The 25,192-nt window shown below is 65.5% G+C and carries 24 protein-coding genes; 13 read left to right on the top strand and 11 right to left on the bottom strand.

Translation table 11 applies throughout. The features are described 5' to 3' along the window. Positions 1–414: 414 nt before the first annotated feature. The 4 genes from ugpB (at position 415) to ASD87_RS04250 (ending at position 4,863) form a co-directional block, all read left to right on the top strand. The gene (gene ugpB, locus ASD87_RS04265) at positions 415–1,728 is read left to right on the top strand and encodes a sn-glycerol-3-phosphate ABC transporter substrate-binding protein UgpB (RefSeq protein ID WP_056317569.1); all 1,314 of its coding nucleotides are present in this window, start codon (positions 415–417) and stop codon (positions 1,726–1,728) included. A gap of 241 nt (positions 1,729–1,969) precedes the next feature. Continuing rightward, positions 1,970–2,851 carry a sn-glycerol-3-phosphate ABC transporter permease UgpA gene (ugpA, locus tag ASD87_RS04260; RefSeq protein ID WP_056317567.1) on the top strand — a complete coding sequence of 294 codons (882 nt, stop codon included), beginning with the start codon at positions 1,970–1,972 and terminating at the stop codon, positions 2,849–2,851. 21 nt (positions 2,852–2,872) lie between these two features. Continuing rightward, positions 2,873–3,724: a sn-glycerol-3-phosphate ABC transporter permease UgpE gene (gene ugpE, locus ASD87_RS04255; RefSeq protein WP_056317563.1), complete on the top strand. Its 852-nt coding sequence runs from the start codon at positions 2,873–2,875 to the stop codon at positions 3,722–3,724. 50 nt (positions 3,725–3,774) lie between these two features. Then, positions 3,775–4,863 (top strand): sn-glycerol-3-phosphate import ATP-binding protein UgpC, encoded by a 1,089-nt coding sequence (locus tag ASD87_RS04250; protein WP_056317560.1) that lies wholly within the window; start codon positions 3,775–3,777, stop codon positions 4,861–4,863. 172 nt (positions 4,864–5,035) lie between these two features. On the opposite strand, the gene ASD87_RS04245 is transcribed toward ASD87_RS04250, so the two are convergent. Continuing rightward, the gene (locus tag ASD87_RS04245; protein WP_056317555.1) at positions 5,036–6,163 is read right to left on the bottom strand and encodes a branched-chain amino acid ABC transporter substrate-binding protein; all 1,128 of its coding nucleotides are present in this window, start codon (positions 6,161–6,163) and stop codon (positions 5,036–5,038) included. A gap of 269 nt (positions 6,164–6,432) precedes the next feature. Between ASD87_RS04245 and ASD87_RS04240 the strand changes: the two genes are divergently transcribed. Then, the gene (locus tag ASD87_RS04240) at positions 6,433–7,026 is read left to right on the top strand and encodes an alpha/beta hydrolase (protein WP_056317550.1); all 594 of its coding nucleotides are present in this window, start codon (positions 6,433–6,435) and stop codon (positions 7,024–7,026) included. A 103-nt stretch (positions 7,027–7,129) separates the two neighbouring features. Here ASD87_RS04240 and ASD87_RS04235 read toward each other — a convergent pair whose 3' ends face one another. The 5 genes from ASD87_RS04235 to ASD87_RS04215 all read right to left on the bottom strand — a co-directional run bounded on the left by ASD87_RS04235 (position 7,130) and on the right by ASD87_RS04215 (position 12,343). Further along, on the bottom strand, positions 7,130–7,630 hold the full coding sequence (locus ASD87_RS04235) for a Dps family protein (protein ID WP_056317547.1): 501 nt from the start codon (positions 7,628–7,630) through the stop codon (positions 7,130–7,132). 144 nt (positions 7,631–7,774) lie between these two features. After that, a complete protein-coding gene (locus tag ASD87_RS04230) occupies positions 7,775–8,725 on the bottom strand; it encodes a LysR substrate-binding domain-containing protein (RefSeq protein WP_056317544.1) in 951 nt (316 codons plus the stop codon). Between the two features lie 78 nt (positions 8,726–8,803). Beyond that, complete coding sequence (gene recG, locus ASD87_RS04225; RefSeq protein WP_056317541.1) at positions 8,804–10,894, bottom strand: ATP-dependent DNA helicase RecG; 2,091 nt, start codon at positions 10,892–10,894, stop codon at positions 8,804–8,806. Between the two features lie 39 nt (positions 10,895–10,933). Beyond that, positions 10,934–11,320, bottom strand: coding sequence for a Rid family detoxifying hydrolase (locus ASD87_RS04220; protein ID WP_056317538.1), 387 nt, complete (start codon positions 11,318–11,320; stop codon positions 10,934–10,936). A gap of 96 nt (positions 11,321–11,416) precedes the next feature. Next, entirely contained in the window at positions 11,417–12,343 is a 927-nt protein-coding gene (locus tag ASD87_RS04215; RefSeq protein WP_056317535.1) for a LysR family transcriptional regulator, read from the bottom strand. Between the two features lie 94 nt (positions 12,344–12,437). Here ASD87_RS04215 and ASD87_RS04210 point away from each other — a divergent pair, with 94 nt between their 5' ends. From ASD87_RS04210 to ASD87_RS04200, 3 genes are read left to right on the top strand one after another with little or no spacing between them, the layout of a single operon-like run. Next, a complete protein-coding gene (locus ASD87_RS04210; RefSeq protein WP_056317534.1) occupies positions 12,438–13,796 on the top strand; it encodes an acyclic terpene utilization AtuA family protein in 1,359 nt (452 codons plus the stop codon). Next, on the top strand, positions 13,793–14,176 hold the full coding sequence (locus tag ASD87_RS04205) for a hypothetical protein (protein ID WP_056317531.1): 384 nt from the start codon (positions 13,793–13,795) through the stop codon (positions 14,174–14,176). The genes ASD87_RS04210 and ASD87_RS04205 overlap by 4 nt, the downstream gene beginning before the upstream one ends. 37 nt (positions 14,177–14,213) lie before the next feature. Next, positions 14,214–15,176: a tripartite tricarboxylate transporter substrate binding protein gene (locus ASD87_RS04200; protein ID WP_056317529.1), complete on the top strand. Its 963-nt coding sequence runs from the start codon at positions 14,214–14,216 to the stop codon at positions 15,174–15,176. 100 nt (positions 15,177–15,276) lie between these two features. Here the strand turns inward: ASD87_RS04200 and ASD87_RS04195 are convergent, their stop codons facing one another. Beyond that, on the bottom strand, positions 15,277–16,053 hold the full coding sequence (locus tag ASD87_RS04195) for a ferredoxin--NADP reductase (protein ID WP_056317527.1): 777 nt from the start codon (positions 16,051–16,053) through the stop codon (positions 15,277–15,279). A gap of 349 nt (positions 16,054–16,402) precedes the next feature. Here ASD87_RS04195 and ASD87_RS04190 point away from each other — a divergent pair, with 349 nt between their 5' ends. The 3 genes from ASD87_RS04190 (at position 16,403) to ASD87_RS04180 (ending at position 20,042) form a co-directional block, all read left to right on the top strand. Further along, positions 16,403–17,446 (top strand): Fe(3+) ABC transporter substrate-binding protein, encoded by a 1,044-nt coding sequence (locus ASD87_RS04190; protein WP_056317526.1) that lies wholly within the window; start codon positions 16,403–16,405, stop codon positions 17,444–17,446. A 144-nt stretch (positions 17,447–17,590) separates the two neighbouring features. After that, positions 17,591–19,261, top strand: coding sequence for an iron ABC transporter permease (locus ASD87_RS04185; protein WP_056317523.1), 1,671 nt, complete (start codon positions 17,591–17,593; stop codon positions 19,259–19,261). 4 nt (positions 19,262–19,265) lie between these two features. Then, positions 19,266–20,042 (top strand): ABC transporter ATP-binding protein, encoded by a 777-nt coding sequence (locus ASD87_RS04180; protein WP_056317520.1) that lies wholly within the window; start codon positions 19,266–19,268, stop codon positions 20,040–20,042. Positions 20,043–20,094: 52 nt separating this feature from the next. Here the strand turns inward: ASD87_RS04180 and ASD87_RS04175 are convergent, their stop codons facing one another. Next, the gene (locus tag ASD87_RS04175) at positions 20,095–21,072 is read right to left on the bottom strand and encodes a tripartite tricarboxylate transporter substrate binding protein (RefSeq protein ID WP_056318727.1); all 978 of its coding nucleotides are present in this window, start codon (positions 21,070–21,072) and stop codon (positions 20,095–20,097) included. Between the two features lie 207 nt (positions 21,073–21,279). On the opposite strand from ASD87_RS04175, the gene ASD87_RS04170 reads away from it, so the two are divergent. Together ASD87_RS04170 and ASD87_RS04165 are read left to right on the top strand one after the other, a co-directional pair. Beyond that, a complete protein-coding gene (locus tag ASD87_RS04170) occupies positions 21,280–22,026 on the top strand; it encodes an SDR family NAD(P)-dependent oxidoreductase (RefSeq protein ID WP_056317518.1) in 747 nt (248 codons plus the stop codon). A gap of 55 nt (positions 22,027–22,081) precedes the next feature. Next, positions 22,082–22,546 carry a RidA family protein gene (locus ASD87_RS04165; RefSeq protein ID WP_056317515.1) on the top strand — a complete coding sequence of 155 codons (465 nt, stop codon included), beginning with the start codon at positions 22,082–22,084 and terminating at the stop codon, positions 22,544–22,546. A gap of 6 nt (positions 22,547–22,552) precedes the next feature. Here the strand turns inward: ASD87_RS04165 and ASD87_RS04160 are convergent, their stop codons facing one another. The 3 genes from ASD87_RS04160 to ASD87_RS04150 all read right to left on the bottom strand — a co-directional run bounded on the left by ASD87_RS04160 (position 22,553) and on the right by ASD87_RS04150 (position 25,149). After that, a complete protein-coding gene (locus tag ASD87_RS04160) occupies positions 22,553–23,458 on the bottom strand; it encodes a LysR family transcriptional regulator (protein ID WP_056317512.1) in 906 nt (301 codons plus the stop codon). A 54-nt stretch (positions 23,459–23,512) separates the two neighbouring features. Further along, a complete protein-coding gene (locus ASD87_RS04155) occupies positions 23,513–24,385 on the bottom strand; it encodes an alpha/beta fold hydrolase (protein ID WP_142055386.1) in 873 nt (290 codons plus the stop codon). 173 nt (positions 24,386–24,558) lie between these two features. Further along, positions 24,559–25,149 carry an ABATE domain-containing protein gene (locus tag ASD87_RS04150; RefSeq protein WP_056317508.1) on the bottom strand — a complete coding sequence of 197 codons (591 nt, stop codon included), beginning with the start codon at positions 25,147–25,149 and terminating at the stop codon, positions 24,559–24,561. Positions 25,150–25,192 lie beyond the last annotated feature (43 nt).

The raw sequence follows: 25,192 nt of genomic DNA, 5'->3' as shown, positions 1-25,192 counted from the left end.
TGTTCCGAGTCGCGGCCGCGAACACGCCACACGCGATGCGCGCGGACCGTTCGGCAAAGGCGCGCGCGAAGCCCGTCCCGCATGGCCGCGGCGCCCGCGCATCCTGGTTAATGTCAATGACATGAACGCCCCCGGCGGCGCATACTCTGCGGGCCTGCCGCGAGGCCCGCGCGGCCGTCCCGCTGCCATCGCCAATGAACGCAATCGAAAGTTCGTTTTCCATAGGCGGCGATTGTAAACGGTCGGCTCCCTGCACAAGGAATCGCAAAATGTTCGTTCGCGCCTAAAACGCGCAATTTGACAGGCGTTTGTAGGGATGTGAAAGTCACGGTTTTGTCACAAACAATTCATAAGGTGTCGTGTTTCATGCGGCCGGACAACCCGTTCGCAACACGCCCAACTGGAGAACCCTTTATGCGATCCCATCGTATTGCACTGACCTTTGCCGCCATCATGACGGCTTTCGCCGGCGCTTCCGCGCAAGCAGCCACCGAGATCCAGTTCTGGCATTCGATGGAAGGCGCTCTGGGCGACCGCGTCAATGGCCTGGTCGACGAATTCAACAAGAAGAACCCCGACTACCAGGTCAAGGCCATCTACAAGGGCAACTACGGTGAATCCATGAACGCCGGCATCGCCGCGTTCCGCGCCGGCAACGCCCCGGACATCCTGCAGGTCTTTGAAGTCGGCACCGCCACCATGATGTACGCCAAGGGCGCCATCAAGCCGGTGCAGCAGATGTCCGAAGAAGCCGGCAACCCGATCGATCCCAAGGAATTCATTGGCGCCGTGGCCGGCTATTACTCGTCGGCCGACGGCAAGCTGGTGTCGATGCCGTTCAACAGCTCGACCGTCGTCTTCTACTACAACAAGGACGCCTTCAAGAAGGCTGGCCTGGACGCCGACAATCCTCCCAAGACCTGGGAAGAACTGGCCGCCGCCGGCCAGAAGCTGAAGGCCGCTGGCCAGGAATGCGGCTACACCACGTCGTGGCCGTCCTGGACCCAGCTCGAGACCTTCTCGGCCTGGCATAACGTGCCGTACGCCACCAAGGACAACGGCTTCGGCGGCCTGGATGCGCGCATCGCCATCAACACCCCGCTGCACGTGCGCCACCTCGAGAACCTCGCCAAGCTCGGCAAGGAAGGCATCTTCATGTACGGCGGCCGCGGCGACGAGCCCAACTCGCTGTTCATCAGCGGCAAGTGCGCCATGATCACCGGTTCGTCCGGCCTGCGCGCCAACATCGCCAAGAACGCCAAGTTCGAGTTCGGCACCTCTACGCTGCCCTACTACGCCGACGTGCAAGGCGCCCCGCAGAACACCATCATCGGCGGCGCCTCGCTGTGGGTCTTCGCCAACAAGAAGCCCGAAACCTACAAGGGCGTGACCGCGTTCTTCAAGTTCCTGGCCAGCCCCGAAATCGCCGCCCGCTGGCACCAGCAGACCGGCTACGTGCCCGTCACCAAGGCCGCGTACGAGCTGACCAAGAAGGAAGGCTTCTACGACAAGAACCCGGGCACCGAAGTGGGCGTCAAGCAATTGAACGTCGAAACCACCGCCCAATCGCGCGGTCTGCGCCTGGGCTTCCTGCCCCAGATCCGCGAGATCGAGGACGCTGAAATCGAACGCATCGTCTCGGGCAAGGTTGCCCCCAAGGACGGCGCCGAGAACATCGTCAAGCGCGGCAACGAGCTGCTGGAAAAGTTCGAGAAGAGTGTAAAGTAACGCCCTTTCGCGCGGCTTGACCGCCGCCTTGTCAATCGGCATTTTCCATGCCGTGACAAGGACCCTGTTGCGACAAGGACAAACGAGGCTTAAAGCCCTGGTTTTTAAGGGGCTTTAAGCCTATCGTGTTTTTATGAGTGCCGGTGCTTTCGGGCTCCGGGCGCCACGCGCGGCATGCGTGCTGGCGGTTTCAGGCGGCGGTTATTTCAACCGCCGCTTTTCTGTACCTTGGGTTCCCCCTATGGAAAAACGCGTTGTATTCGGGCACAAGACCTTGCCCTATCTGCTGCTCCTGCCGCAGCTGATCATTACCGTGGTGTTCTTCTTCCTGCCCGCCGGACAAGCCATGTGGCAGTCCATGCGCCTTGAAGATCCCTTCGGTCTGTCCTCGCAATTCGTCGGCCTGGACAACTTCATGGACCTGTTCTCGCAACAGGCCTACCTGGATTCGTTCCGCGTCACCGCCGTGTTCTCGGTGCTGGTGGCCGGCGTGGGCCTTGGCGTGTCGCTGGTGCTGGCCGTGATGGCCGATCGCGTGATCCGCGGCGCCGGGCTCTACAAGACCCTGCTCATCTGGCCGTACGCCGTGGCGCCCGCCGTCGTCGGTGTGCTGTGGCTGTTCCTGTTTTCGCCTTCCGTCGGCATCCTGGCCGTGGCCCTGCGCAAGTCGGGCGTGGACTGGAACCCGCGCCTTGACGGCAACCAGGCCATGGTCCTGGTGATCGTCGCCGCGGTCTGGAAGCAGGTGTCGTACAACTTCCTGTTCTTCCTGGCCGGCCTGCAATCGATCCCGCGCTCGCTGATCGAAGCCGCCGCCATCGACGGCGCCAGCCCCGCCCGCCGCTTCTGGACCATCGTCTTCCCGCTGCTGTCGCCCACCACGTTCTTCCTGCTGGTGGTCAACATCATCTATGCATTCTTCGACACCTTCGCCGTGATCGACACGACGACGCAGGGCGGGCCCGGCACGTCGACCTCGATCCTGGTCTACAAGGTGTACAGCGACGGCTTCCGCGGCCTGGACCTCGGTTCGTCCGCCGCCCAGTCCGTCGTCCTGATGTTCATTGTGATTGCCTTGACGGTCGTGCAGTTCCGCTACGTCGACCGCAAAGTGCAGTATTGATTTTGTTCGAGGCTGATAACAATGGTTGAACGCCGTCCCTGGCTGGATATTCTGGCCCACGTCATTCTGCTCTGCGGCGTGGCGATGGTGGCATTTCCGCTCTACGTCACTTTCGTCGCGTCCACCCAGACCGCGCAGGAAGTCGCTCAGGCGCCGATGTCCCTGATTCCCGGTCCGCACTTCGTGGACAACTACATGAAGGCCCTCTTCGGCGGCTCGTCGGGCGGTTCGTCCGGCGCGCCCGTCGGCCGCATGATGTACGTGAGCCTGATCATGGCGCTGGCAATCTCGATCGGCAAGATCGCGATCTCGCTGCTGTCTGCATTCGCGGTCGTGTACTTCCGCTTCCCCGGCCGCATGTTCTTTTTCTGGATGATCTTCGTCACGCTCATGCTGCCGGTCGAAGTCCGCATCGCGCCCACCTACAAGGTCGTGGCCGATCTGGGCCTGCTCAACAGCTATGCGGGCCTGACCTTGCCGCTGATCGCGTCGGCCACGGCCACGTTCCTGTTCCGCCAGTTCTTCCTGACGGTGCCGGACGAGCTCATCGAGGCTGCCCGCATCGACGGCGCGGGGCCCGTGCGGTTCTTCCGCGACGTGCTGCTACCCCTGTCCAAGACCAGCATCGCCGCACTGTTCGTGATCCAGTTCATCTACGGCTGGAACCAATATCTGTGGCCGCTGCTGGTCACCACGCAGGAAGACATGTATCCCGTCGTCATCGGCATCAAGCGGATGATCAGCGGCGGCGACAGCGTGACCGAATGGAACATCACCATGGCCACCGCCATGCTCGCGATGATCCCGCCGGCGCTGGTCGTCATCCTGATGCAGAAATGGTTCGTCAAGGGTCTGGTCGACACTGAGAAGTAACGCCGCCCCATCCGCGCCCACCCGAACACGACTCTGAACACGAATAACTCATGGCTACTCTCAGCTTCCGCAACGTCAAGAAAACCTACGCCGGCAACGTGCCGGTCATCCATGGCATCGACATGGATGTCAAGGATGGCGAATTCATCGTCATCGTCGGCCCCTCGGGCTGCGGCAAGTCCACGCTGATGCGCATGGTCGCCGGCCTGGAAACCGTGACCAGCGGCGACATCGTCATTGACGACAAGGTCGTCAACACGCTGGAACCCGCCGAGCGCGACATCGCGATGGTGTTCCAGAACTACGCGCTCTACCCGCACATGACCGTGTTCGAGAACATGGCCTACGGCTTGAAGATCCGCAAGTTCTCCAAGGACGAAATCAAGAAGCGCGTCGACGCCGCCGCGCAGATCCTGGAGCTGGGACACCTCTTGGACCGCCGTCCGCGCGCCCTCTCGGGCGGCCAGCGCCAGCGCGTGGCCATGGGCCGCGCCATCGTGCGCGAACCCAAGGTGTTCCTGTTCGACGAGCCGCTGTCCAACCTGGACGCCAAGCTGCGCGTGGCGATGCGCCTTGAGATCATGAAGCTGCACCGCCGCCTGGGCACCACCAGCCTGTACGTGACGCACGATCAGGTCGAGGCCATGACGCTGGCGCACCGCATGATCGTCATGTACCAGGGCGTGCCCGAGCAGATCGGCACCCCGATGGAAGTCTTCGAAAAGCCCGCTTCGACGTTCGTGGCCGGCTTCATCGGCTCGCCGCCCATGAACCTGATGGAAGTCCAGGTGTCCGGCGACGGCACCGTGCAGACCGCCGACGGCAACCAGCTCGAGATCTCGCCGCTGCAGGTCCCTTCGCAGGTTCGCGGCCGCAAGGTCATCATGGGCATGCGCCCCGAGCACATGCTGCTGAACACGCAGGGCATCCCCGCCGAAGTCGAAATGGTCGAGACGCTGGGCTCGGAACAGCTCGTTCACTGCCGCTGCGGCAAGAGCACGCTGGTCGTGCGCTGCACGACGCGCCAGCTGTCCGAGTCGTCCGCCAAGGTCGGCATGCAGGTCAACGTGGGCCCGGACGGCCGCCACGCCCTGCACTGGTTCGAGGCCGACACCGGCCGCCGCGTCCAGGGCCTGTAAGCGGCGAGGCCTCCGCCCCTGCCCCTAAGGCGCAATAACAAACCGGGCCGCAAGCTGATCGCTTGCGGCCCGGTTCTTTTTTGCGGCGTCTGATGCGTATGGCCTGACGCCCCATACGCGGCGCGTGCCGTTCGCGTGACAGCGGGCCGCTAGCGGCCCGCCGCACTGCGCTTTACTTGTAGACGGTCTTGGAGCCGTCCTTGTGCCACGTGAAGACGTCGAACTCGAAGTTCGTCAGGTCACCCTGCTTGTTCCACGACACCTTGCCGATCGGCGTATCGAAGGAATTGGCATGCAGGTACTTGGCGACCTTGGTCGGATCGTCGGAACCCGCGCCCTTGATGCCGTCGGCGATGACCTGCGTGGCGGCGTAGGCCGTCATCTGGAAAGCGCCGCTGGGATTGCGCTTTTTCGCCTGGAACGCCTTGACGATGTCGGCGTTGGCGGCGTTCTGCGTGAAGTCGGCCGGCAGCGTCAGCAGCATGCCTTCGACGGCGTCGCCCGCGATGGCGTTGATGTCCGGGTTGCCCGTGCCTTCCGGACCCATCCATTTGGCCTTCACGCCCTGCTCGGCCGCCTGGCGCAGCAGCAGGCCCATTTCGGGGTGGTAGCCGCCGTAGTAGACGAAGTCCACGCCCTGGCTCTTGAGCTTGGTGATGACCGCCGAGTAGTCGCTGTCGCCGGCGTTGATGCCTTCAAACACGGCGACGGTCACGCCGCCCTTTTCCAGGTCGTTCTTGACCGCGGTGGCGATGCCCTGGCCATACGACTGCTTGTCGTGCAGCACGGCGACCTTCTTGGGCTTGATCTTGTCCAGGATGAACTTGGCGGCGGCGGGGCCCTGCTGGTCGTCGCGGCCGATGGTGCGGAAGATGAACTCGTAGTTCTTGCCGTCGGTCAGGGCCGGCGACGTGGCCGACGGGGTGACCATGACCACGCCTTCGTTGTTGTAGATGTCGGCAGCGGCGATGGTGGCGCCCGAGCACACGTGGCCCACGACGAAACCGATCTTGCTGTTGACGACGCGGTTGGCGGCGTTGGGACCCTGCTTGGGTTCGCAACCGTCGTCGATCACCACGGTTTCCAGCTTCTTGCCGTTGACGCCGCCGGCGGCGTTGATGCGCTCGACCGCGGTATCGACCCCTTCACGGACCATATCGCCATACTGCGTGACCGCACCGGTGGTGGGGCCGACGACGCCGATCTTGATGGTCTGCGCGTGCGCGGCCGCGCCAAACGTCAAACCAGCGGCGACGCCCAGCGCTGCGATGACCGGGGTCAGACGGAATACTGGCTTCATGAGTGGACTCCTCGAATGACTTGTAATCGTTGATCCATCAACGGGCTGACGGCCGGATAACGTAGATGTCATGCCCGTTGGCGGGTGCATTTGCACGGCAAGCATACACTGAAATATCGCGGCTTTTGGCCGTGTTTGCGCAGGGTTTTCCGCGGTTTTGTGATGCACTGCGGCATGCTGCGGGGCACCTCGGCTTATTCCAAACGCCGTATATGCAAAAGACCATTAATTCGTTTGAGTTACTAACGCGCGGCGGCATCATGTGCCGCATGAGACTCCAACCGATAATCGTCCCGGGCTGGAAAAACTCCGGCCCCGATCACTGGCAATCCCGGTGGCAGGCCCTGTTGCCAAACGCCCGGCGGATCGAGCAGCACGACTGGGAAAACCCCTGCGCGGCCGATTGGATATCCCGTCTGACGGCCGAGGTGGACGAAGCCCGCAGTCCGGTCCTGCTCGTGGCCCACAGCCTTGGCTGCCTGATCAGCGCTTCGCTGCCGGTGCCGCTGCGCGCCAAGGTCGCCGGCGCGCTGCTGGTCGCGCCCGCCGACGTCGAACGCCCGGACACCCCGGCGTGCCTGCGCGGCTTCGCGCCCATCGCACGCCAGCCGCTCTCGTTTCAAAGCGTGGTCGTGGCCAGCGACAACGACCCCTATTGCACGCTGGAACGCGCGCATGCGTTCGCCGCGGACTGGGGCAGCCGCATCGTCGTGCTGGCTGGCGCGGGCCATATCAATGCCGAAAGCGGACTCGCCGACTGGCCGCAGGGCTTGAAGCTGCTCGGGGCGCTTCGACGCCGGGCATCCTGGCGGATTCCCCCGCCGCCCAAGCGCATTCCGCCCGTGCCGCTGTACGACTTCTGACGCAAACCGCGCAAGCAAAAAAATGGCCGCCCGATCAGGGCGGCCAATAGGTTGGCGCGTATCGCGCCGGCCGCCTCCCCGTGACGGGAAGACGGCCATCGGATCACTGCAGCAGGCTGCGCAGCATCCACGCATTCTTTTCGTGCACGTCCAGACGCTGCGTCAGCAGGTCGGCCGTGGGCTGGTCGTTGGCGGCGTCGGCCTTTTCAAAGGCAGCGCGCGCGGTCTTGGCGACCGATTCGTTGCCGTCGACCAGCAGGCGCACCATTTCCAGCGCGTCCGGCACCGAGTCCGGCTCGGCGATCGAGGACAGCTTGGCGTATTCGCGGTACGTGCCCGGCGCGTAGTGGCCCAGCGCGCGGATGCGCTCGGCGATGCTGTCCAGCGCGGTCCATTCTTCGGTGTACTGCGTCATGAACATCTGGTGCAGCGTGTTGAACATGGGCCCCGTGACGTTCCAGTGGAAGTTGTGCGTCATCAGGTACAGCGTGTACGAATCGGCCAGCAACTTGGACAGTTCACCGGCAACCGCGGCGCGGTCCTTGTCCGAAATACCGATGTTGATGCGCGGAACGCTCGAGGTCTTCTTGGTGGACTTGGCCATTGCTAGCTCCTATGGAAAAAGGCGGAAATAAGAATACCACTGCAAATACGACAGAACGGGTGTTGCGGCAGAGCCGTTCTCAATATGGCCTGCGACCGATTGACGCGGCGCAAAGACGCGCCGCGCACTGGCGGCCGCGGCCGCTCAATCCTGCACCGCAGCCGCTTCGCCAGCCAGCATCTTCACGCCCGGCAGATCGCATTCATAGACGGCCTGCGCCAGCGCCTCGATCGCCGCCAGACGCGGGAAGCTGCGCCGCCAGGCAAGCACCACGCGGCGTTCGGGCACATGACCTTCGAACGGCAGGTAGCGCAACAGGCTGTTGGAGGGCGGGTTCTCGGGCACGGCGGTGACGGGCAGCACTGTGACGCCGATCCCGGCCGCGACCATGTGGCGGATGGTTTCGAGCGAAGAGCCTTCGAAGGTACGCTGGATGCCGTCGCTGGCCGCCGAGAAGCGCGACAGTTCGGGACAGACTTCAAGCACCTGATCGCGAAAGCAATGGCCGCTGCCCAAAAGCAGCATGGTCTGCTGCTTCAGATCCTGGGCGTCGATGGCCTTGCGCTTGGCCAGTTCATGATCGTTGGGCACCGCCACGACGAAGGGCTCGTCGTAGAGCGGCTGCATGACCAGGCCGGCTTCGGGTAACGGCAAGGCCATGATGGCGCAATCGATTTCGCCCTGGCGCAGCAGTTCCACCAGCCGCACCGTGAAGTTCTCCTGCAGCAGCAGCGGCATCTGCGGCGTACGGCCGATCTGCACGGGCACCAGCTTGGGCAGCAGGTACGGACCGATGGTGTGGATGACGCCAACCCGCAGCGGGCCGGCCAGCGGGTCGTGGCCTTGCCGGGCGATCTCCTTGATGCTGGCGCTTTCTTCCAGCACCTTCTGCGCCTGCGCGACGATGCGCTGGCCGATGGGCGTCACCCCGACCTCGGAGCCGCCGCGCTCGAACAGGGTCACGCCCAGTTCGTCTTCCAGCTTGCGGATGGCCACGGACAGCGTCGGCTGGCTGACGAAACAGGCCTCGGCCGCGCGGCCAAAGTGCCGCTCGCGGGCGACGGCGACGATGTACTTCAGTTCGGTGAGAGTCATGGTGGACTACGCCCCCGGGGTTATGCGCCGGCTCCGAGGCCGGCGGTAGAGGATTCAAGGTGAATGTCGGGCCGCATGTCAGGTCCGCAGGAAGTCTTCGCGGCCGCGCATCCAGCGGGCCAGATGGGCCTGGACGGCGTCTGGATGCTCGGCGCGCAGCCACACGGCAGCATCGCGCGCGTCTTCGGCAATCGCGGCGTCGGTTTCCAGATCCGCAAAGCGCAGGAGCGCCATGCCGGACTGGCGCGTTCCCAGAAATTCGCCGGGACCGCGCTGTTCAAGGTCGCGCCGCGCGATCTCAAAGCCGTCGGAGGTCTCGAACATGGCGCGCAGGCGTTCTCGCGCAACCTGGGACAGCGGCGTCTGGTAGAGCAATACGCAAACGGACTCGGCCGTGCCGCGCCCCACCCGCCCGCGCAGCTGATGCAGCTGGGCAAGGCCGAATCGCTCGGCGTGCTCGATCACCATCAACGATGCATTGGGCACGTCGACCCCGACTTCGATGACGGTCGTGGCGACCAGCAGATCGATCTCGCCGTCGCGGAAAGCCTGCATCACCGACGCCTTCTCGGTTTGCGGCAGGCGCCCGTGTACCAGTCCGATCCGCAGGTCCGGCAGGTCGGCGCGCATGCCCTCGTAGGTGTCGACGGCGGTCTGCAGTTCAAGGGCCTCGCTTTCCTCGACCAGCGGACAGACCCAATAGGCCTGCTGGCCGCCGCGCGCCGCCTGCGCGATATGGGCAATGACCTCTTCCCGGCGCGCGTCGGAGACCAGCTTGGTCACCACGGGACTGCGTCCGGGCGGCAGCTCGTCGATCACGGACACGTCCAGATCCGCGAAGAACGTCATGGCCAGCGTGCGGGGAATGGGCGTGGCGCTCATGTTGAGCTGATGCGGCACGATGCGGCCGCGCACGGTTTCGCCCTTGCGCGTGAGGGCAAGGCGCTGGCCCACGCCGAAGCGATGCTGCTCGTCGACGATGGACAGGCCCAACCGGTGGAATTCGACATGGTCCTGGATCAGCGCCTGCGTGCCGACGACAAGCTGCACGCTGCCGTCAGCTGCCGCAGCGGCGGCTTCCCGGCGGGCCTTGGCCGAAAGGCTGCCGCTCAGCCACGCGACATTCACGCCCAGCGGCTGCAGCCAGGACACCAGTTTGCGAAAGTGCTGCTCGGCCAGGATTTCCGTGGGCGCCATCAGCGCCACCTGCGCGCCGCCCGCAATGGCCTGCGCGGCCGCGATGGCGGCCACGACGGTCTTGCCGCTGCCCACGTCGCCCTGCAACAGACGGTGCATGGGATACGGCTTGGCAAGGTCCGCCGAGATCTCCTGCACGACACGCTGCTGCGCGCCGGTCAGCTTGAACGGCAGCGTTTCGTACAACCGGGCGACCAGGCCCCCTGCCCCGTTCTGCGCCGGCAGCGACTCGGCTTCCTTGATGCGGCGCGCCGCGCGGGCGGCGGCAAGCGACAGCTGCTGCGCCAGCAGTTCGTCGAACTTGATCCGCCGCCACGCCGGGTGCACGCGATCCAGCAAGGCCTGTTCGGATTCGCCCTGCGCAGGCGTGTGCAGCGCACGGATGGCGGGCTCGAAGGGCGGAAGGTCGTAGCGGGCGCGCGCCTCGTCCGGAAGGGTGTCGGACAGGTCCGCGGTATTGAGCGCCTGCGCGATGGCGCGCCGCAACGCCGGCTGCGGCAATCCTTCAGTGGTGGGGTAGACGGGCGTCAGGGCGGTCGGAAGGGGCGAATCGGCGTTGGTCAGCCGAGGATGCACCATCTCGCGTCCGAACAACCCGCCGCGCACTTCGCCACGGGCGCGCAGCCGCTTGCCAACCGTGACTTGTTTCTGTTGGCTGGGGTAGAAGTTCAGCCAGCGCAATTGCAGTTCGCCGCTGTCGTCCGCCAAGGTGGCGGTCAGCTGGCGCCGCGGCCGGTACAGGACCTCGGATTTGGTGATCTCGCCTTCAACCTGGCCGGCAAAGCCCGGGCGCAGCGAACTGATCGGGATGACGCGCGTTTCGTCTTCGTAGCGCAGCGGCAGGTGCAGCACGAAATCCTCGGGCAGCACCAAGCCCAGGTTACGAAGCTTGCGCTCCGTATCCGTCATCGCTTTGCCGGCGCCGTTCTTGTCGGCGCCGGTACGTTTGGAGGCCACGGCTGCGGCCGGCATGTAGGAACGAACCCCTGGTATGAAACGTCCGGGCGCGCCTTACAGGACCATGATCGCTTCGACTTCGAACTGGGCGCCCTTGGGCAGGCTGGCCACGCCGATCGTCGAACGCGCCGGGAACGGCTGCGGGATGATCTCGGCCATGATGGCGTTGGCCGCCGTGAACTTGCCCAGGTCGGTCAGGAACAGCGTGAGCTTGACCACGTTGTCCAGCGTGCCGCCTGCAGCCTTGATGACTTCCTGCATGTTGGCAAACGCCTGACGCACCTGCGCGTCGAAGTTTTCAGAGACCAGGTCGCCGGTGCCGGGCTCCAGGCCGATCTGGCCCGAGAGGTAGACAGTCTTGGTGCCGCTGACGGCAACCGCTTGCGAGTAAGGGCCAACGGCGGCAGGCGCGCTGTCGGTATGGATGATTTGCTTGCTCATGGGCGGAATCCTTCTGGTGACGGATAGAAGCTACAACTATCGAAGTTTAATCAGCAATAGACGTTTGCGAAAGTGGCGGATTGCCGTAAAGATGGCCTAGGTCTGATCCAGCGCACCCGGCGGATGACCGGCGCCGCCGATATCGCCCCGATGCGCGATCAGCAGATCGGCCAGCGCCTGCGCCGCCACCGACAGGCTGCGGCCCTTGCGGCGCACTAGATAAAGTGGCCGCGTCAACGCGCGGCCCGCCAGCGGCACGATACGCAGATCGTCGCTGCGGAAATGAAAAAGCGTCATGGCGGGCACCACCGATACGCCAAGTCCTGCGCGCACCAACCCCGTGACGGTGGCCAGGTGTTCGACCTCGAAAACCGGCAACGGCGCCTCGGCGCCCAACGCTTCGTCCAGATGTTTGCGCACACTGCTGCCGCGCGCAAGCTGGATGATGGGATGACGCAGCACGTCGCGCAGCCGTACGCGCGGCTGGCCAGCCAAGGGATGGTCTGCGCGGCACACCAGAAAATAGCGGTCCGCGTGCAGGAATTCGCTGTCCAGATCCGTCATGTCCGGCCGCCGCGAGGCCACGGCAAAATCGGCCACGCCGCTTTGCACCATGTCCAGGCACGGATCGAGCAAGGCGTCGCGCAGATCCAGCACGATGCCCGGGTGATCCAGCTGAAACCGCGCCAACAGATCGGGCAGCCAACCCGCCGCCAGCGAAGGCAGCGCGGCCAGCGTCACCCTGCCCCGGCGCCGGTCCGCCAGGTCGCGCAGGTCGCCCATTGCCAGGTCCATGTCCGCCAGCAGCCGGCGCGCGGTCGCATCCAGCACACGGCCTTCGGCAGTCAGCTCCACGTGCCGCGTGTTGCGGTCAAAGAGCCGCACGCCGGCGGCGTCTTCCAGCGACCGGATCAGCGCGCTGAACGCGGGCTGCGTCAGGTGGCAGCGCTGCGCGGCACGCGTGAAGTGCCGTTCATCGGCCAGGGCCACGAAGGCGCGCAATTGGCGGGACGATAGATTCATGGGTTTCTTGTATTAATCGATCCGATTTTTCTATTTTACGGATGATCGCGCCTTGCCTATAGTCGTCCCAACCCTGAACGCGCCTGGACTGCTCATGTCTCAAACTCCCTTGCTCATCGGCTGCGCCTCCGGATTTTCCGGCGACCGCAGCGATGGCGCCGCGGCCGTGGTCCGCACCCTGGCCGCCCAAGGCGGCGGCACGCTGATCTTCGAGACGCTGGCCGAACGCACGCTGGCGCTGGCGCAGCTGGCTCGCAACGACGACCCGAACCGCGGCTATGAACCGCTGCTGGACGAGCTGGTGGGGCCGATCCTGGCCGATTGCCTGCGCCACGGCATCAACATCGTCAGCAATTTCGGCGCGGCCAATCCGCCCGCCGCGGCGCGGCGCATCGCCGAACTGGCGCGCGAACAGGGCCTGCCCGTGCCGCGTATCGCGGTGGTGCACGGCGACGCGCTCAATGGCGCCGAACACCGCGACCTGCTGGCGCAGCGCCTGGGTGCCGCGCTGGGCGGCCTGGACATCGTCAGCGCCACCGCTTACCTGGGCGCCACCGAGATCGCCGAGGCGCTGGCCGCCGGCGCGCAGATCGTGGTGGCCGGCCGCGTGGCGGACCCTTCGCTGACGCTCGGCCCGGCGCTGGCGCATTTCGGCTGGGATCCGGCCGACTGGCCGCGGTTGGGCCGCGCCACCATGGCGGGCCACATGCTGGAATGCGGGCTTCAGGTCACCGGCGGCTACTTTTGCGTCCCGGGCCTGAAAGAGGTTCCCGACGTGCACGCGGCCGGTTTCCCGATCGCGGAGATCCAGGCCGACGGCGAGTTCGTGATCGGCAAGGCCGACGGCACGGGCGGCGCGGTCGATGCGCGCACGGTCAAGGAACAACTGCTTTATGAAGTGCACGATCCGGCGCGCTACCTGACGCCCGACGTGGTGGCTGACCTGAGCCAGGCGCACGTGGTCGAGCTGGGCGGCAATCGGGTCGCGGTTCATGGCATTACCGGCCACGCGCGGCCGGCGGAACTGAAGGTAAACGTCTGCTATCGCGGCGGCTGGCTGGCCGAAGCGGAAATCTCGTACGCAGGCGTGCAGGCCGAGGCGCGCGCCCGGTTGGCGGCCGACATCGTCCAGAAGCGCCTGGGCGCGGATTTCAAGCTGCGGGCGGATCTGATCGGCGCCATCAGTATCCTGGGCGACGACGCCGGCGAGATGCGCCGCGCGCTTGCCGATAGCCATTCCCGCGACGTGCGGCTGCGGCTGGCCACTGAAAACGCCGACCGCGCACAAGCCGAACGCGTGCTGCGCGAAGTGACCGCGCTTTATACCTGCGGACCGGCGGGCGGCGGCGGCGTGCGCACCGCCCTGCGCCCGCGCCTGAACATGATGTCCTGCACCATTCCCCGCGAGGCCGTAAAGAGCGGCTGGACCTTCCTGGAGGAGATCGCGCCATGAACCAGACTCTGCTCGCCGTGCCGCTGTACCGGCTGGCTCACAGCCGCTCCGGGGACAAGGGCGATATCTCGAACCTGAGCCTCATCGCCTGGGACCCCGAATGCTTTGACGTGCTGACCGCGCAAGTGACTGAATCGCGCGTGGCGCAATGGTTCGCCTACCGCCACCCGAAACGCGTGACGCGTTATGCGCTGCCGATGCTCAATGCCATGAACTTCGTGCTGGAGGGTGTGCTGGATGGCGGCGTCAACGACGCGCTGAACCTGGACACCCATGGCAAGAGCCTGTCTTTCAGATTGCTGGACATGACGGTGGAGGTCAGCCCCGAGCTGGCGAGCCGGCTGCCAGACATACCCGGCGACCGCCCCGCGGCCGCCTGATTTCAGTTCCGATAAAAAAACACCACAGGAGACATACATGCGCATCACTACCAAGGGCCGGCTGGCCCTGCTGCTGGCCGCCGCCCTGCCCTTTTCGGCCATGGCGCAATTTCCCGCCAAGCCCATCACTTTCATCGTGCCGTTCGCGGCCGGCAGCGCGACCGACCAGATCGGCCGGGCCATCGGCCAGGGCGTCACCGAGCAGACCGGACAGGCGGTCGTGATCGAGAACAAGCCCGGCGCCAGCGCCATGATCGGCGCGGCCGCCGGCGCCCGCGCAACGCCCGATGGCTATACCGTGCTCATCACCACCAACACCACGCACGCGGCCAACGAGCACCTGTACAAGTCGCTGACCTACGATCCCGTCAAGGATTTCGCGCCCCTCACACTGCTGGGCAAGGGTGGGCAGATCATGGTGGTCAACCCCAGTTCGTCCGCCAAGACGGTGGGCGACTTCCTGGCGCAGGCCAAGCAGTCGCCGGGCAAGCTGAGCTTTGGCAGCGGCAGCTCCAGCAGCCGCATCGCCGGCGAGCTGTTGCAGCAGATGGCCAATGTGCAACTGCTGCACGTGCCGTACAAGAGCAACCCGCTCGCGGTTACCGACCTGCTGGGCGGCCAGATCGACATGATGATCACCGACACGGCCACGGGTCTGCCGCAGGTCAAGTCCGGCAAGCTTCGTGCGCTGGGCGTCACGGGCAAGGCCCGCTCGCCGCTGGCGCCCGACGTGCCCACCATCGCGGAAGCCGGCGTGCCCGGCTACGAAATGGGCTACTGGTTTGCTGCCTACGCGCCGGCCGGCACGCCGCCCGACGTGGTCAAGCGCCTGAACGAACTGCTGGTCAATGCCACCAAGGCCAAGGCCGCCCAACAGTTCTACGCACAGACCGGCACGGACGCCGCCAGTTCGTCGCCCGAGGAACTGGCCACGTTCCAGCAAGCCGAGTCCAAGAAGTGGGGCGAGATCATCAAGAAGGCAGGCATTCAGCCCGAATGATTCACGCCAGGCGTGGCGTTGCCGCTTCACGCCAAAACAAACAACCCATCGCGATGTGCGATGGGTTGTTTGTTGAAGCCGCGAACGGAAGCGGTCTGGCTTATTTGTCCACGAAGGCGCGTTCGACGACATAGTCGCCCGGCTGGCCCACGCCCGGCGACACCGTGAAGCCGCGGCTGTCGAGCATGGCGCTGATGTCGGCCAGCATGTGCGGGCTGCCGCAGATCATGGCGCGATCGGTTTCGGGGTTGATCTGCGGAATGCCGATGTCGGCGCAGAGCTTGCCGTTTTCAAGCAGTTCGGTGATGCGGCCTTGATTGCGGAAAGGCTCGCGCGTGACGGTGGGGTAGTACACCAGCTTGTCGCGCACGATATCGCCGAAGAATTCGTTGTTCGGCAGTTCGTTCTCGATGTAGTCGGCGTAGGCCAGTTCGCTGACCCAGCGCACGCCGTGCACCAGAATGACCTTGTCGAAGCGTTCGTAGACGTCCGGGTCCTTGATGATGCTCATGAAGGGCGCCAGGCCGGTGCCGGTGCCGAACAGGAACAGATGCTTGCCGGGCTTGAGGTCGTCGACGACCAGCGTGCCGACGGGCTTGCGGCTGACGAGAATGGTGTCGCCCTCTTTCAGATGCTGCAGGCGCGAAGTGAGCGGGCCGTTCTGCACCTTGATGCTGAGGAATTCGAGGTTTTCTTCGTAGTTGGCGCTGGCGATGCTGTAGGCCCGCAGCAGCGGCTTGCCTTCGACTTCGAGGCCGATCATCACGAAGTGGCCATTGTGGAACCGCAAGGCCGCGTCACGCGTCGTGGTGAAGGAAAACAGGGTGTCGTTCCAGTGGTGCACGCTAAGTACGCGCTCTGTGTTGAAAGCAGCCATGTCGTATTCAGTAAGGGCGGACGGTGGTCGGACGGGGCCCGGCTGCGCCGCGAAGGTCATTCCGAGCCGCAAAAAAAGGCCGCGGTCGGCATTAGGGTTGTCCCTATTCTACAAGGTCTCGTTGATAACTGCTCTCATTATTCCGTAATACCCTTATTCCAAGTTGACGGGGATCAACGTCTTGCAGGGACGGCTTACGAGCAGTTGAACGGCGCAATGCTTCCTGTTATTGTCGCTCTCTCTTTTGATAATCATTTTCGTTAGCAGACTGCTTTGCGTGGCGGCGCCTTCCTGAGCGCAGCAGGCGCGCGGCAAAAAATTCGTTTCGGCCCTAGCTGGAGTTCCCCTCATGATCAATCGTCCCCAATTGAATTCGCTGCTGCGCGCGCTCGCGCTGGCTGGCGCCGCCGCCTTCACCGTGTCGGCCAACGCCGCCGAGGAAGTCAGCCTGTACACCACCCGGGAACCCAAGCTGATCCAGCCGCTGCTGGATGCCTTCACCAAGGAAAGCGACATCAAGGTGAACACCGTCTTCGTCAAGGACGGCCTGCTCGAGCGCGTGAAGGCCGAAGGCGCCAAGTCGCCCGCCGACGTGCTGATGACCGTGGACATCGGCAACCTGCTCGACCTGGTGGACGGCGGAGTGACGCAAGCCGTCAAGTCCGACACGCTCAATTCGGTCATTCCCGCCAACCTGCGCGGCGCCGATGGCAAATGGTATGCCCTGTCGTTGCGCGACCGCGTGTTGTACGTCGAAAAGGACCTGAAGCTCGAAGCGTTCCGCTACGAAGACCTGGCCGACCCCAAGTGGAAGGGCAAGGTCTGCATCCGCTCGGGCCAGCACCCCTACAACACCGCGCTGGTCGCCTCCATGATCGCGCATGACGGCGCCGAAGCCACCGAAAAGTGGCTGCGCGGCGTCAAGGCCAACCTGGCCCGCAAGGCCGCCGGCGGCGATCGCGACGTGGCGCGCGACATCCTGGGCGGCATTTGCGACATCGGCCTGGCCAACGCCTACTACGTGGGCCACATGAAGAACGCCGAGCCCGGCACCGACGCCCGCAAGTGGGGCGACGCCATCAAGGTCATCCGCCCGACGTTCGCCAACGCCAAGAGCGGCGGCACGCACGTGAACGTCAGCGGCGCGGCGGTCGCGGCGCACGCCCCCAACAAGGCCAACGCCGTCAAGCTGCTGGACTTCCTGGTGTCCGAACCCGCCCAGGCCATGTACGCCCAGGCCAATTACGAGTATCCCGTCCGCAAGGGCGTGAAGCTGGACCCGGTGATCGCAAGCTTCGGTGAACTGAAGGTCGATCCCCTGCCCCTGACCGAGATCGCCAAGCATCGCAAGCAAGCCAGCGAACTGGTGGACAAGGTCGGCTTCGATAACTGATAAGCTGCCGCACCGCGCTGCCGGCGTGCAGCGCGTGACCACGGCAACGACACGCGCGTGCCCCTGAACCGGGGCCGCGCGTAGGGCCTGTTCCCGCTTTTTGGGGGGAACAGGCCTTGCCTTTGATGCAACCGACTTTGAAGCATGTATACAGAATCCTTGCCCAGGCCGCTGCGGCTGCGCTGGTCTGAACGCGGAACCGGCTGGCTGGTTGGCGCCGGCCTGATCGCGTTGGCGGTGCTTGCGCCGGTCTTGACGCTGGGCTGGTGGGCGCTGGGCGGCAGCCTTGGGCACTGGCAGCACCTGGCCAGCTATGTGCTGCCGCAGGCGATGGCGAACACGGTGATGCTGCTGGCCGGCGTGGGTATCGTCGTGACGTTGCTGGGCACCGGGGCCGCCTGGCTGGTGACCGCCTACGAATTTCCGACGCGCCGGATGCTGACCTGGGCGCTGTTGCTGCCCCTGGCCGTGCCGACCTACATCATTGCGTTCGCCTACCTGGATCTGCTGCATCCCATCGGCCCCATCCAGTCGGCGATCCGCGCCCTGCTGGGCTACGACAGCCCGCGCGAGTTCCGACTGCCCGATTTGCGCTCCATCTACGGCGCCATCTTCGTGCTGGGCTTCGTGCTGTATCCCTACGTCTACCTGAGCACCCGCGTCATGTTCATGACGCAGGCGGCCGGCCTGCTTGAAGCGGCCCGGACGTTGGGCGCGGGCCGTGTGGCGGTGTTCTGCCGCGTCGCCCTGCCCCTTGCCCGTCCCGCGATCGTGGTGGGCGTGAGCCTGGCCCTGCTCGAAACGCTGAACGATATCGGGGCCTCCGAATTTCTCGGCGTGCAAACGCTGACCGTCTCCGTCTACACCACCTGGGTGACCCGTTCGGACCTGGCCGGCGCGGCGCAGATTGCGCTGACCATGCTGGCGATCGTCATCGGGCTGATCCTGCTGGAACGCCACGGCCGCAAGCGGCAGCGCTATGCCAACACGCAGCGCATGCGTCCGATGCAGCCGCGCCGGCTGCGGGGCGCCGCTGCCGCGGTGGCGGCCGTGCTGGGCTGGATTCCGGTGCTGGTGGGCTTCGCCGCGCCGGCGCTGTATCTGGTCGTGGAAACCTACAAGCGCCTGCATCTGGTGGGCGGCGTATCGGACCAGTTGATCGGCGGCCTGACCAACACCCTCATCGTCGCGTCCAGCGCCACGGTCGTCACCCTGCTGTGCGGCCTGATCGTTGCGTGGGCGGGCCGCAGCCTTCGCGAAAGCGCCGGGTTCAACCCGGGCCGCGCGTGCGCCCGCGTCGCCAGCCTGGGCTACGCGGTGCCCGGCACCGTGCTGGCCATTGGTCTTCTCACCCCGTTCGTGTGGATCGACACCGCCGTCGCGCGCGTCTTCGGCGGCACGGGCCTGTTGCTGATGGGCTCGATGGGCGCGCTGGTCTGCGCCTACGCCATCCGCTTCCTGGCGATTTCGACCGGGGCGGTGGAAGCCGGGCTGGCGCGCATCCCGCCGTCGCTCGAGCAGGCCTCGCGCCTGCTGGGCGAAACGTCGGCCGGCACCCTGCGCCGCGTCCATTTGCCCCTGCTGCGTCCGGCGCTGGCGGCCAGCGCGCTGCTGGTGTTCGTGGACGCCATGAAGGAACTGCCCGCCACCCTGCTGCTGCGCCCCATGAATTTCGACACCCTTGCCACGTGGCTGTACGCGGAAGCCGCGCGCGGCACGTACGAAGAAGGCGCCGTGGCCGCGCTGGCCATTGTCCTGGCTGGCCTGCTGCCGGTCATCCTGCTGGCGCGCACCAATCTGAAAATGGGACATTGACATCGTGCCCGATCTGTTAGAAATCGACCATATCTCCCTCGCCTACGAGACGCCCGCGGGCGTCAAGCCGATCGTGCAGGACTTGTCGCTGGGCCTGCCCGCCGGCCACATCGGCTGCCTGCTGGGCGAATCCGGCTGCGGCAAGACCACCGTGCTGCGCGCCATTGCCGGCTTCGAGCCGGTGCGAGCCGGCCGCATCCTGCTGGACGGCACGGTCATCTCATCGCCCACCGAACAGGTTGCGCCCGAACTGCGCCGCGTGGGCATGATGTTCCAGGACTACGCGCTATTTCCCCACCTGACCGTCGGCCTGAATGTGGCGTTCGGACTGCGCAAGCTGTCGCGGCAGGATCGCGCCCGCCGCGTCGAGGAAATGCTGGAACTCGTCGGCCTGGCGCATGCCGCCAGCAGCTATCCCCACGAGATCTCCGGCGGCCAGCAGCAACGCGTGGCATTGGCGCGCGCGCTGGCGCCGTCGCCCGACCTGCTGCTGCTGGACGAACCGTTTTCGAACCTGGACGTGGACACGCGCGAGCGTCTGGCCTTCGAGGTGCGCGAGATCCTGAAGACCACGGGCCACACCGCGATCCTGGTCACGCACAACCAGGCCGAAGCCTTCGCGATCGCCGACCGCATCGGGGTGATGGCGAAGGGCCGTATCGCGCAGTGGGACACGCCCTACAACCTGCACCATCACCCGGCCGACGCCTTCGTGCGCGACTTCATCCGCCGCGAGGCGCTTGAAGAGCAGCGCGAACAGGCGCTGGCGCGCGGCCGCTAGCCGCGGTCCCGGCGCCCCCGGCGCCAGCCGTGCCGGGACCGCGCCTGGCGGATCAGTCCGCCGACAGCTTCACCTTCTGCGACAAGGCCTTGAAGGCCACATGCTGGCTTTGCGTCAGACGCTCGACTTCCTGCGGGGTCGAGCCATAGGGCATGAAGCCGGCCTTCTCAAGCTTGTCCTTGACGTCCGGCATGGCGAGCGCCGCCTGGAAGGCTTCGCTCAACGCGCGCGTCACCTCGGGCGACATGCCGGCCGGCCCATACACCGCAAACCACGGATCCACCACCGCCCCTGAATAGCCCAGTTCGGCCAGCGTCGGCACGTTTGGCAATGCCGGCGCACGCTTGCTGCCCGTCACCGCCAGGGCGCGGATCTTGCCCGCATTGATGTGCGGCAGCGATGCGGGCAGGTTGTCGAACATCACCGGCAGGTGCCCGCCCAGCAGATCGTTCAAGGCCTGGGCGCTGCCCTTGTACGGCACGTGCTGCATGCCAGCCCCGGTCACCTGGTCGAACATCACCCCCGCAAGGTGCATGGACGTGCCCGTGCCGGGCGTGCCGTACGACGTGTTGGGATTTGCCTTGGCGTAGGCCACCAGATCCTTGACGCTGTCCACTTTTACGGACGGCCCCACCTCCAGCACCACGGACGAGGCGCCCAGCATGCTGATTCCCGTGAAATCCTTGGTCGGATCGAACGGCATCTTCGGGTACACGAAGGGATTGAGCGCATTCGTCGAGATCGCGCCAAAGCCGATGACGTAGCCGTCCGGCGCCGCCTTGGCCACGGCATCCATCCCGATGTTGCCGCCCGCCCCGGGACGGTTCTCGACGATGACAGGCTGCCCGAGTTTCTCGGCCACCTTCTGTCCCGCCGTGCGCGCGACCAGATCGGTGGTCCCGCCGGCGGTATACGGCACGATGAAGGTGATGGGCTTGGCCGGATAGCCGGCGGCGTGCGCCGGCATGGCGCATTGGATCAACGCCAGCGCGGCCAATCCGCGCAGCGCATGATGGGTATTGCAACGCATGATGTCTCCCTCCCGTTTGTTGTTGATGCACGGGTAGCGCATCTTATCGCCGGACGGCGCCGCCGCCCAGCGGCGACGCCCGCGCTTGTTCCGCCAAGTATCAATTCATGTTCCGCCACGGGCGTTTATTGCCTGGCCGCCCGCTCCTATAGTTCGTCTCACTGTCTGAGCGCGCAGGCATCGCAAAAGCCAAACCGGAGTATTGAAATGTCGAACAAGACTGTAGTGATCACGGGCGCGTCCAGCGGAATCGGATTTGCCCTCGCGCAGGCATACCTGCGCCGCGGCGACAACGTGGTGGGCAACGCCCGCAGCCAGCAGGGATTGGATGCGGCTGCCGAGCGCCTGGCGCACGAAGGACTGGGCCTGCCCGACCGCTTCCTGGCTGTCGCCGGCGACATCGCCCTTGCCAGCACCGCCCGCGCCATCGTGCGCCAGGCCACCGAGCGGTTCGGCCGCATCGACGTGCTGGTCAACAACGCCGGGATCTTCATTCCCAAGCCGCTGGGCGAGTACACCGACGATGACCTGGACCGCATCATCGACACCAACCTGAAGGGCTTCTTTCACATCACCCAGCAGGCGGCGGCGCATATGTCCGAAAACCGCGAGGGTCACATCGTCAACATCACGGCCAGCATCGCCATGCAGCCCAGCAGCCGGGTCCCCGCGCTGCTGCCCGTGCTGATCAAGGGCGGCCTGAATCACGCCACACGGGCCTTGGCGATCGAATTGTCGGACAGGAACATCCGCGTCAACGCGGTGGCGCCCGGCATCATCGAGACGCCGATGCACGATCCGGCCACGTTCGGCTTCCTGAATTCGTTGCAGCCGGCCGGCCGCATGGGCAAGGTGGAGGACATTGTCGGGGCGGTGACCTACCTGACCGATTCGGCCTACACCACCGGCGCGATCCTTCCGGTCGATGGCGGCGCCGCCGCCGGCCACTGGTAGCAAACCCCAGCGGACACCCGCCGCGCGGCGGGTGTCCCAATGCCAAGAGAGCACCATGACCATTGAAGCCAGACTGGCTGACCTAGGCCTGACCCTTCCGCCCGCCCCCCAGCCACTGGGCCAATACACCGCCGTCAGCCAGGCGGGCGACCTGCTGTTCATCTCGGGCCAATTGCCGCTGCGCGACGGGCGCGTGGTGTGGCAGGGCCGGGTGGGCGCGGAGCTTACTGTCGATCAGGGCCGGCAGGCCGCCGAACTTGCCGCGCTGAACGTGCTGGCGCAGATTCGCCAGCACACCGGCAGCTTCGACCGGCTGGACCACCTTGTCCGTGTCGAAGGCTATGTGGCCAGCGCGCCGGGCTTTCTGGATCAGCCCACCGTGCTGGATGGCGCATCCGGCCTGTTCGCGCGAGTGCTCGGCGATAAGGCCGGCCTCGCGCGCACCGCCAATTCGGTTGCGCAGCAGCCGGGCAACGCGGCAGTGATCCTGGTGGTGATCGCCCAGTTGAAAGGCCGCTGACCTCGCTCAGTCCGCCAGCTTGTCGACCAGAAAATCGACAAACGCCCGGACCCGGCGCGATACGTGCCGGGCATGCGGGTACAGCAACACGAACGGCCGGGTGCTGCCGCCATGTTGCTGCAGCACTTCGGTCAGCCTGCCCTTGCGCAGGTCATCCTCGACCACGAAGCGATACGTCTGGAATAGCCCGGCGCCCGCCCGGGCCAATGTCACGCCGCCCAGCACATCCTCGCCCGTGCCATAGGCGCCGTCGGTCACGATGTCGACCGCTTCGCCGTCCACCTGAAACGTCCACGGAATGCGGCGGCCACTGCTGGGCCGGTCGAACTGGATGCAATCGTGCGCGGTCAGATCCTCCAGCGCTTGCGGCGTGCCGCGCCGGCGCAGGTACTCGGGCGCGCCGACCACCACCAGCTCCGCATCCTCCAGCTTGCGCGCGATCAGCGCCGAGTCGTCGGGCGCGCGCCCGCGCACCGACAGGTCATAGCCGTCATCGGCAAAATCGACATTGCGGTTGCTGATGTGGACGTGCACGTCCACGTTGGGATACTTGTCGCGAAACGCGGGCAGCAGCGGCAGGACGCGGTAATGCGCATAGGGCGTGGGCAAGCTGATGCGAAGGCGCCCCGCCGCGCCCTGCCCGCCCACCTGGCGTTCGGCGTTGACCAGTTGCGCAATGGCCGGGCGCACCTGCTCGAAGTAGGCGCGTCCTTCATCGCTCAGGCGGATATGCCGGGTGCTGCGCACGAACAGCCGGATGCCCAGCCGCGCCTCCAGCCGCGAGACGCTGCGGCTGACGGCCGCCGGCGTCACACCCGCGGCGTTGGCGGCCGCGGTAAAACTGCTGAGTTCCGCCGCCAGGCAGAACATCTCGATGCTGCCCAGCTGCAGGTCGTCAAAGTGGCGCGTCATTCGGGCTCCTGCCGTGACATCCGGCCGGGGAAACCATAGTGCCGCCCTTGCCGGTCAGCGCCCCAACACATCGATGATGCGCTGGGCGATGTAATGGCCGTGAGTTTCCAGCGCGAAGTGGCCGGTGTCCAGCAGTTCAACCACGGCATCCGGATTGTCGCGACGATAGGCCTCGGCGCCCGGCGGAATGAAGAACGGATCGTTGCGCCCCCAGATTGCCAGCGTCGGCACCCGGGCCTGACGGAAGAACGCCTGGAACGCGGGGTATTGCGTCAGGTTGTTCGCATAGTCCAGAAACAGGTCGAGCTGGATTTCCTTGTTGCCCGGCCGTTCAAGCAGGGCCGCGTCCAGCGTATAGCCTTCGGGCGCGACGCTGTCCGGATCCGCCACGCCGTGCACGTACTGCCACTTGGTGCCTTCGAAGTTCAGGATGGCGTCGTGAATGGTCTGGCGGTTGGCGGGCGACGGGTCGTTCCAGTAGGCGCGGATGGGCGCCCACGCGTCGCCCAGGCCGTCGAGATACGCGTTCCCGTTCTGCGACACGAGGCCGGTCACGCGCTCGGGGTGCGCCACCGCAAGCCGCAAGCCGGTCGGCGCGCCGTAGTCGAAGAAATACATCGCGTAGCGGGTCAGCCCCAGTTCGTCCACGAACGCTTCCAGCGACTTGGCCAGGTTGTCGAAGGTGTAGCGGTAGCCGCGCTCGGCCGGGACTTCGGTGAAGCCAAAGCCGGGCAGATCGGGCGCGATGACGCGAAAGTGCGCGGCCAGTTGCGGGATGACATTGCGGAACTGATGCGACGACGTGGGAAAGCCATGCAGCAGCAGGAGCACGGGCGCTTGCGGGTCGCCGGCTTCGCGATAGAAAAAGCGCAGGCCGTCGGCTTGCGCATGGCGGTAATGGACAGTGTGGTCGGACTGGGCGTTCATGAGCATCTCCGGTATTCGGGCAAAGAATGACGATGGGGGGTTTCGAAGCTTCACGGCACAGTCTACGCATTTCGCGTAACCTGTCAACATCAGTTTTACTAGTTACCCGCTCTTGATTTGGCGCGGTCATGAAAAAGCCCGGCATGAGCCGGGCTGGAAACCATCGATCATTGTCATTTCGCCTTGGCGCTGGCGTCCGCCGCCTCGCGCTGCCGGAATGCCGCCACCTTGTGGCGGTTGCCGCACAACGCCATGCTGCACCAGCGCCGTTTGTGCGAGCGCGTACGGTCGTAGAACCAGAGCGAGCACGCATCGCTTTCGCATTTGCGTACCAGGCCGAAGTCGCCATGCGCCAGCAGATCGGCGGCCGCCTCTGCCACCGGCAGCAGCCATTGCGCCGCCGTCTGCGAGGGATAGCGGCGCGACACCACCAGGCTGCCATCGTCTGCCGGCGCAAGCTCGAGGTGACTGCCGCCCGCCGCCAGTGCGCGATTCAGCGCGGAAAGCGCCAGCCGTGCGTGCGCCTTGCGCTGGGCGACCAGCTCTCGGACGGTTTCGCGCAGGCCGCGCGCGCTTTCCAGCAAACCGGACGGCGCGGCGCCCTGCGCGGCGGCGACACCCGCTAGCGACAGCCAGCCCGCCACGTCCGCATCCGACTGCCATCGGTCGACGGGGCCGGCGCTGCTCTGCTCGACGGTGTTGATCATGTCCAGGGCGACGTGGTCGCCCAGTTGTCGGAATTCGGGTGCGTGGCTGGTGTTCATGGTGATCTCCGGCGACAGTGTAACCTTCAAAATTAAATAATAA

Origin of the sequence: Achromobacter sp. Root170, assembly GCF_001428165.1 — a bacterium.
GTDB lineage: Bacteria > Pseudomonadota > Gammaproteobacteria > Burkholderiales > Burkholderiaceae_B > Achromobacter > Achromobacter mucicolens.
This window is presented reverse-complemented; position numbering and strand designations above follow the sequence as displayed.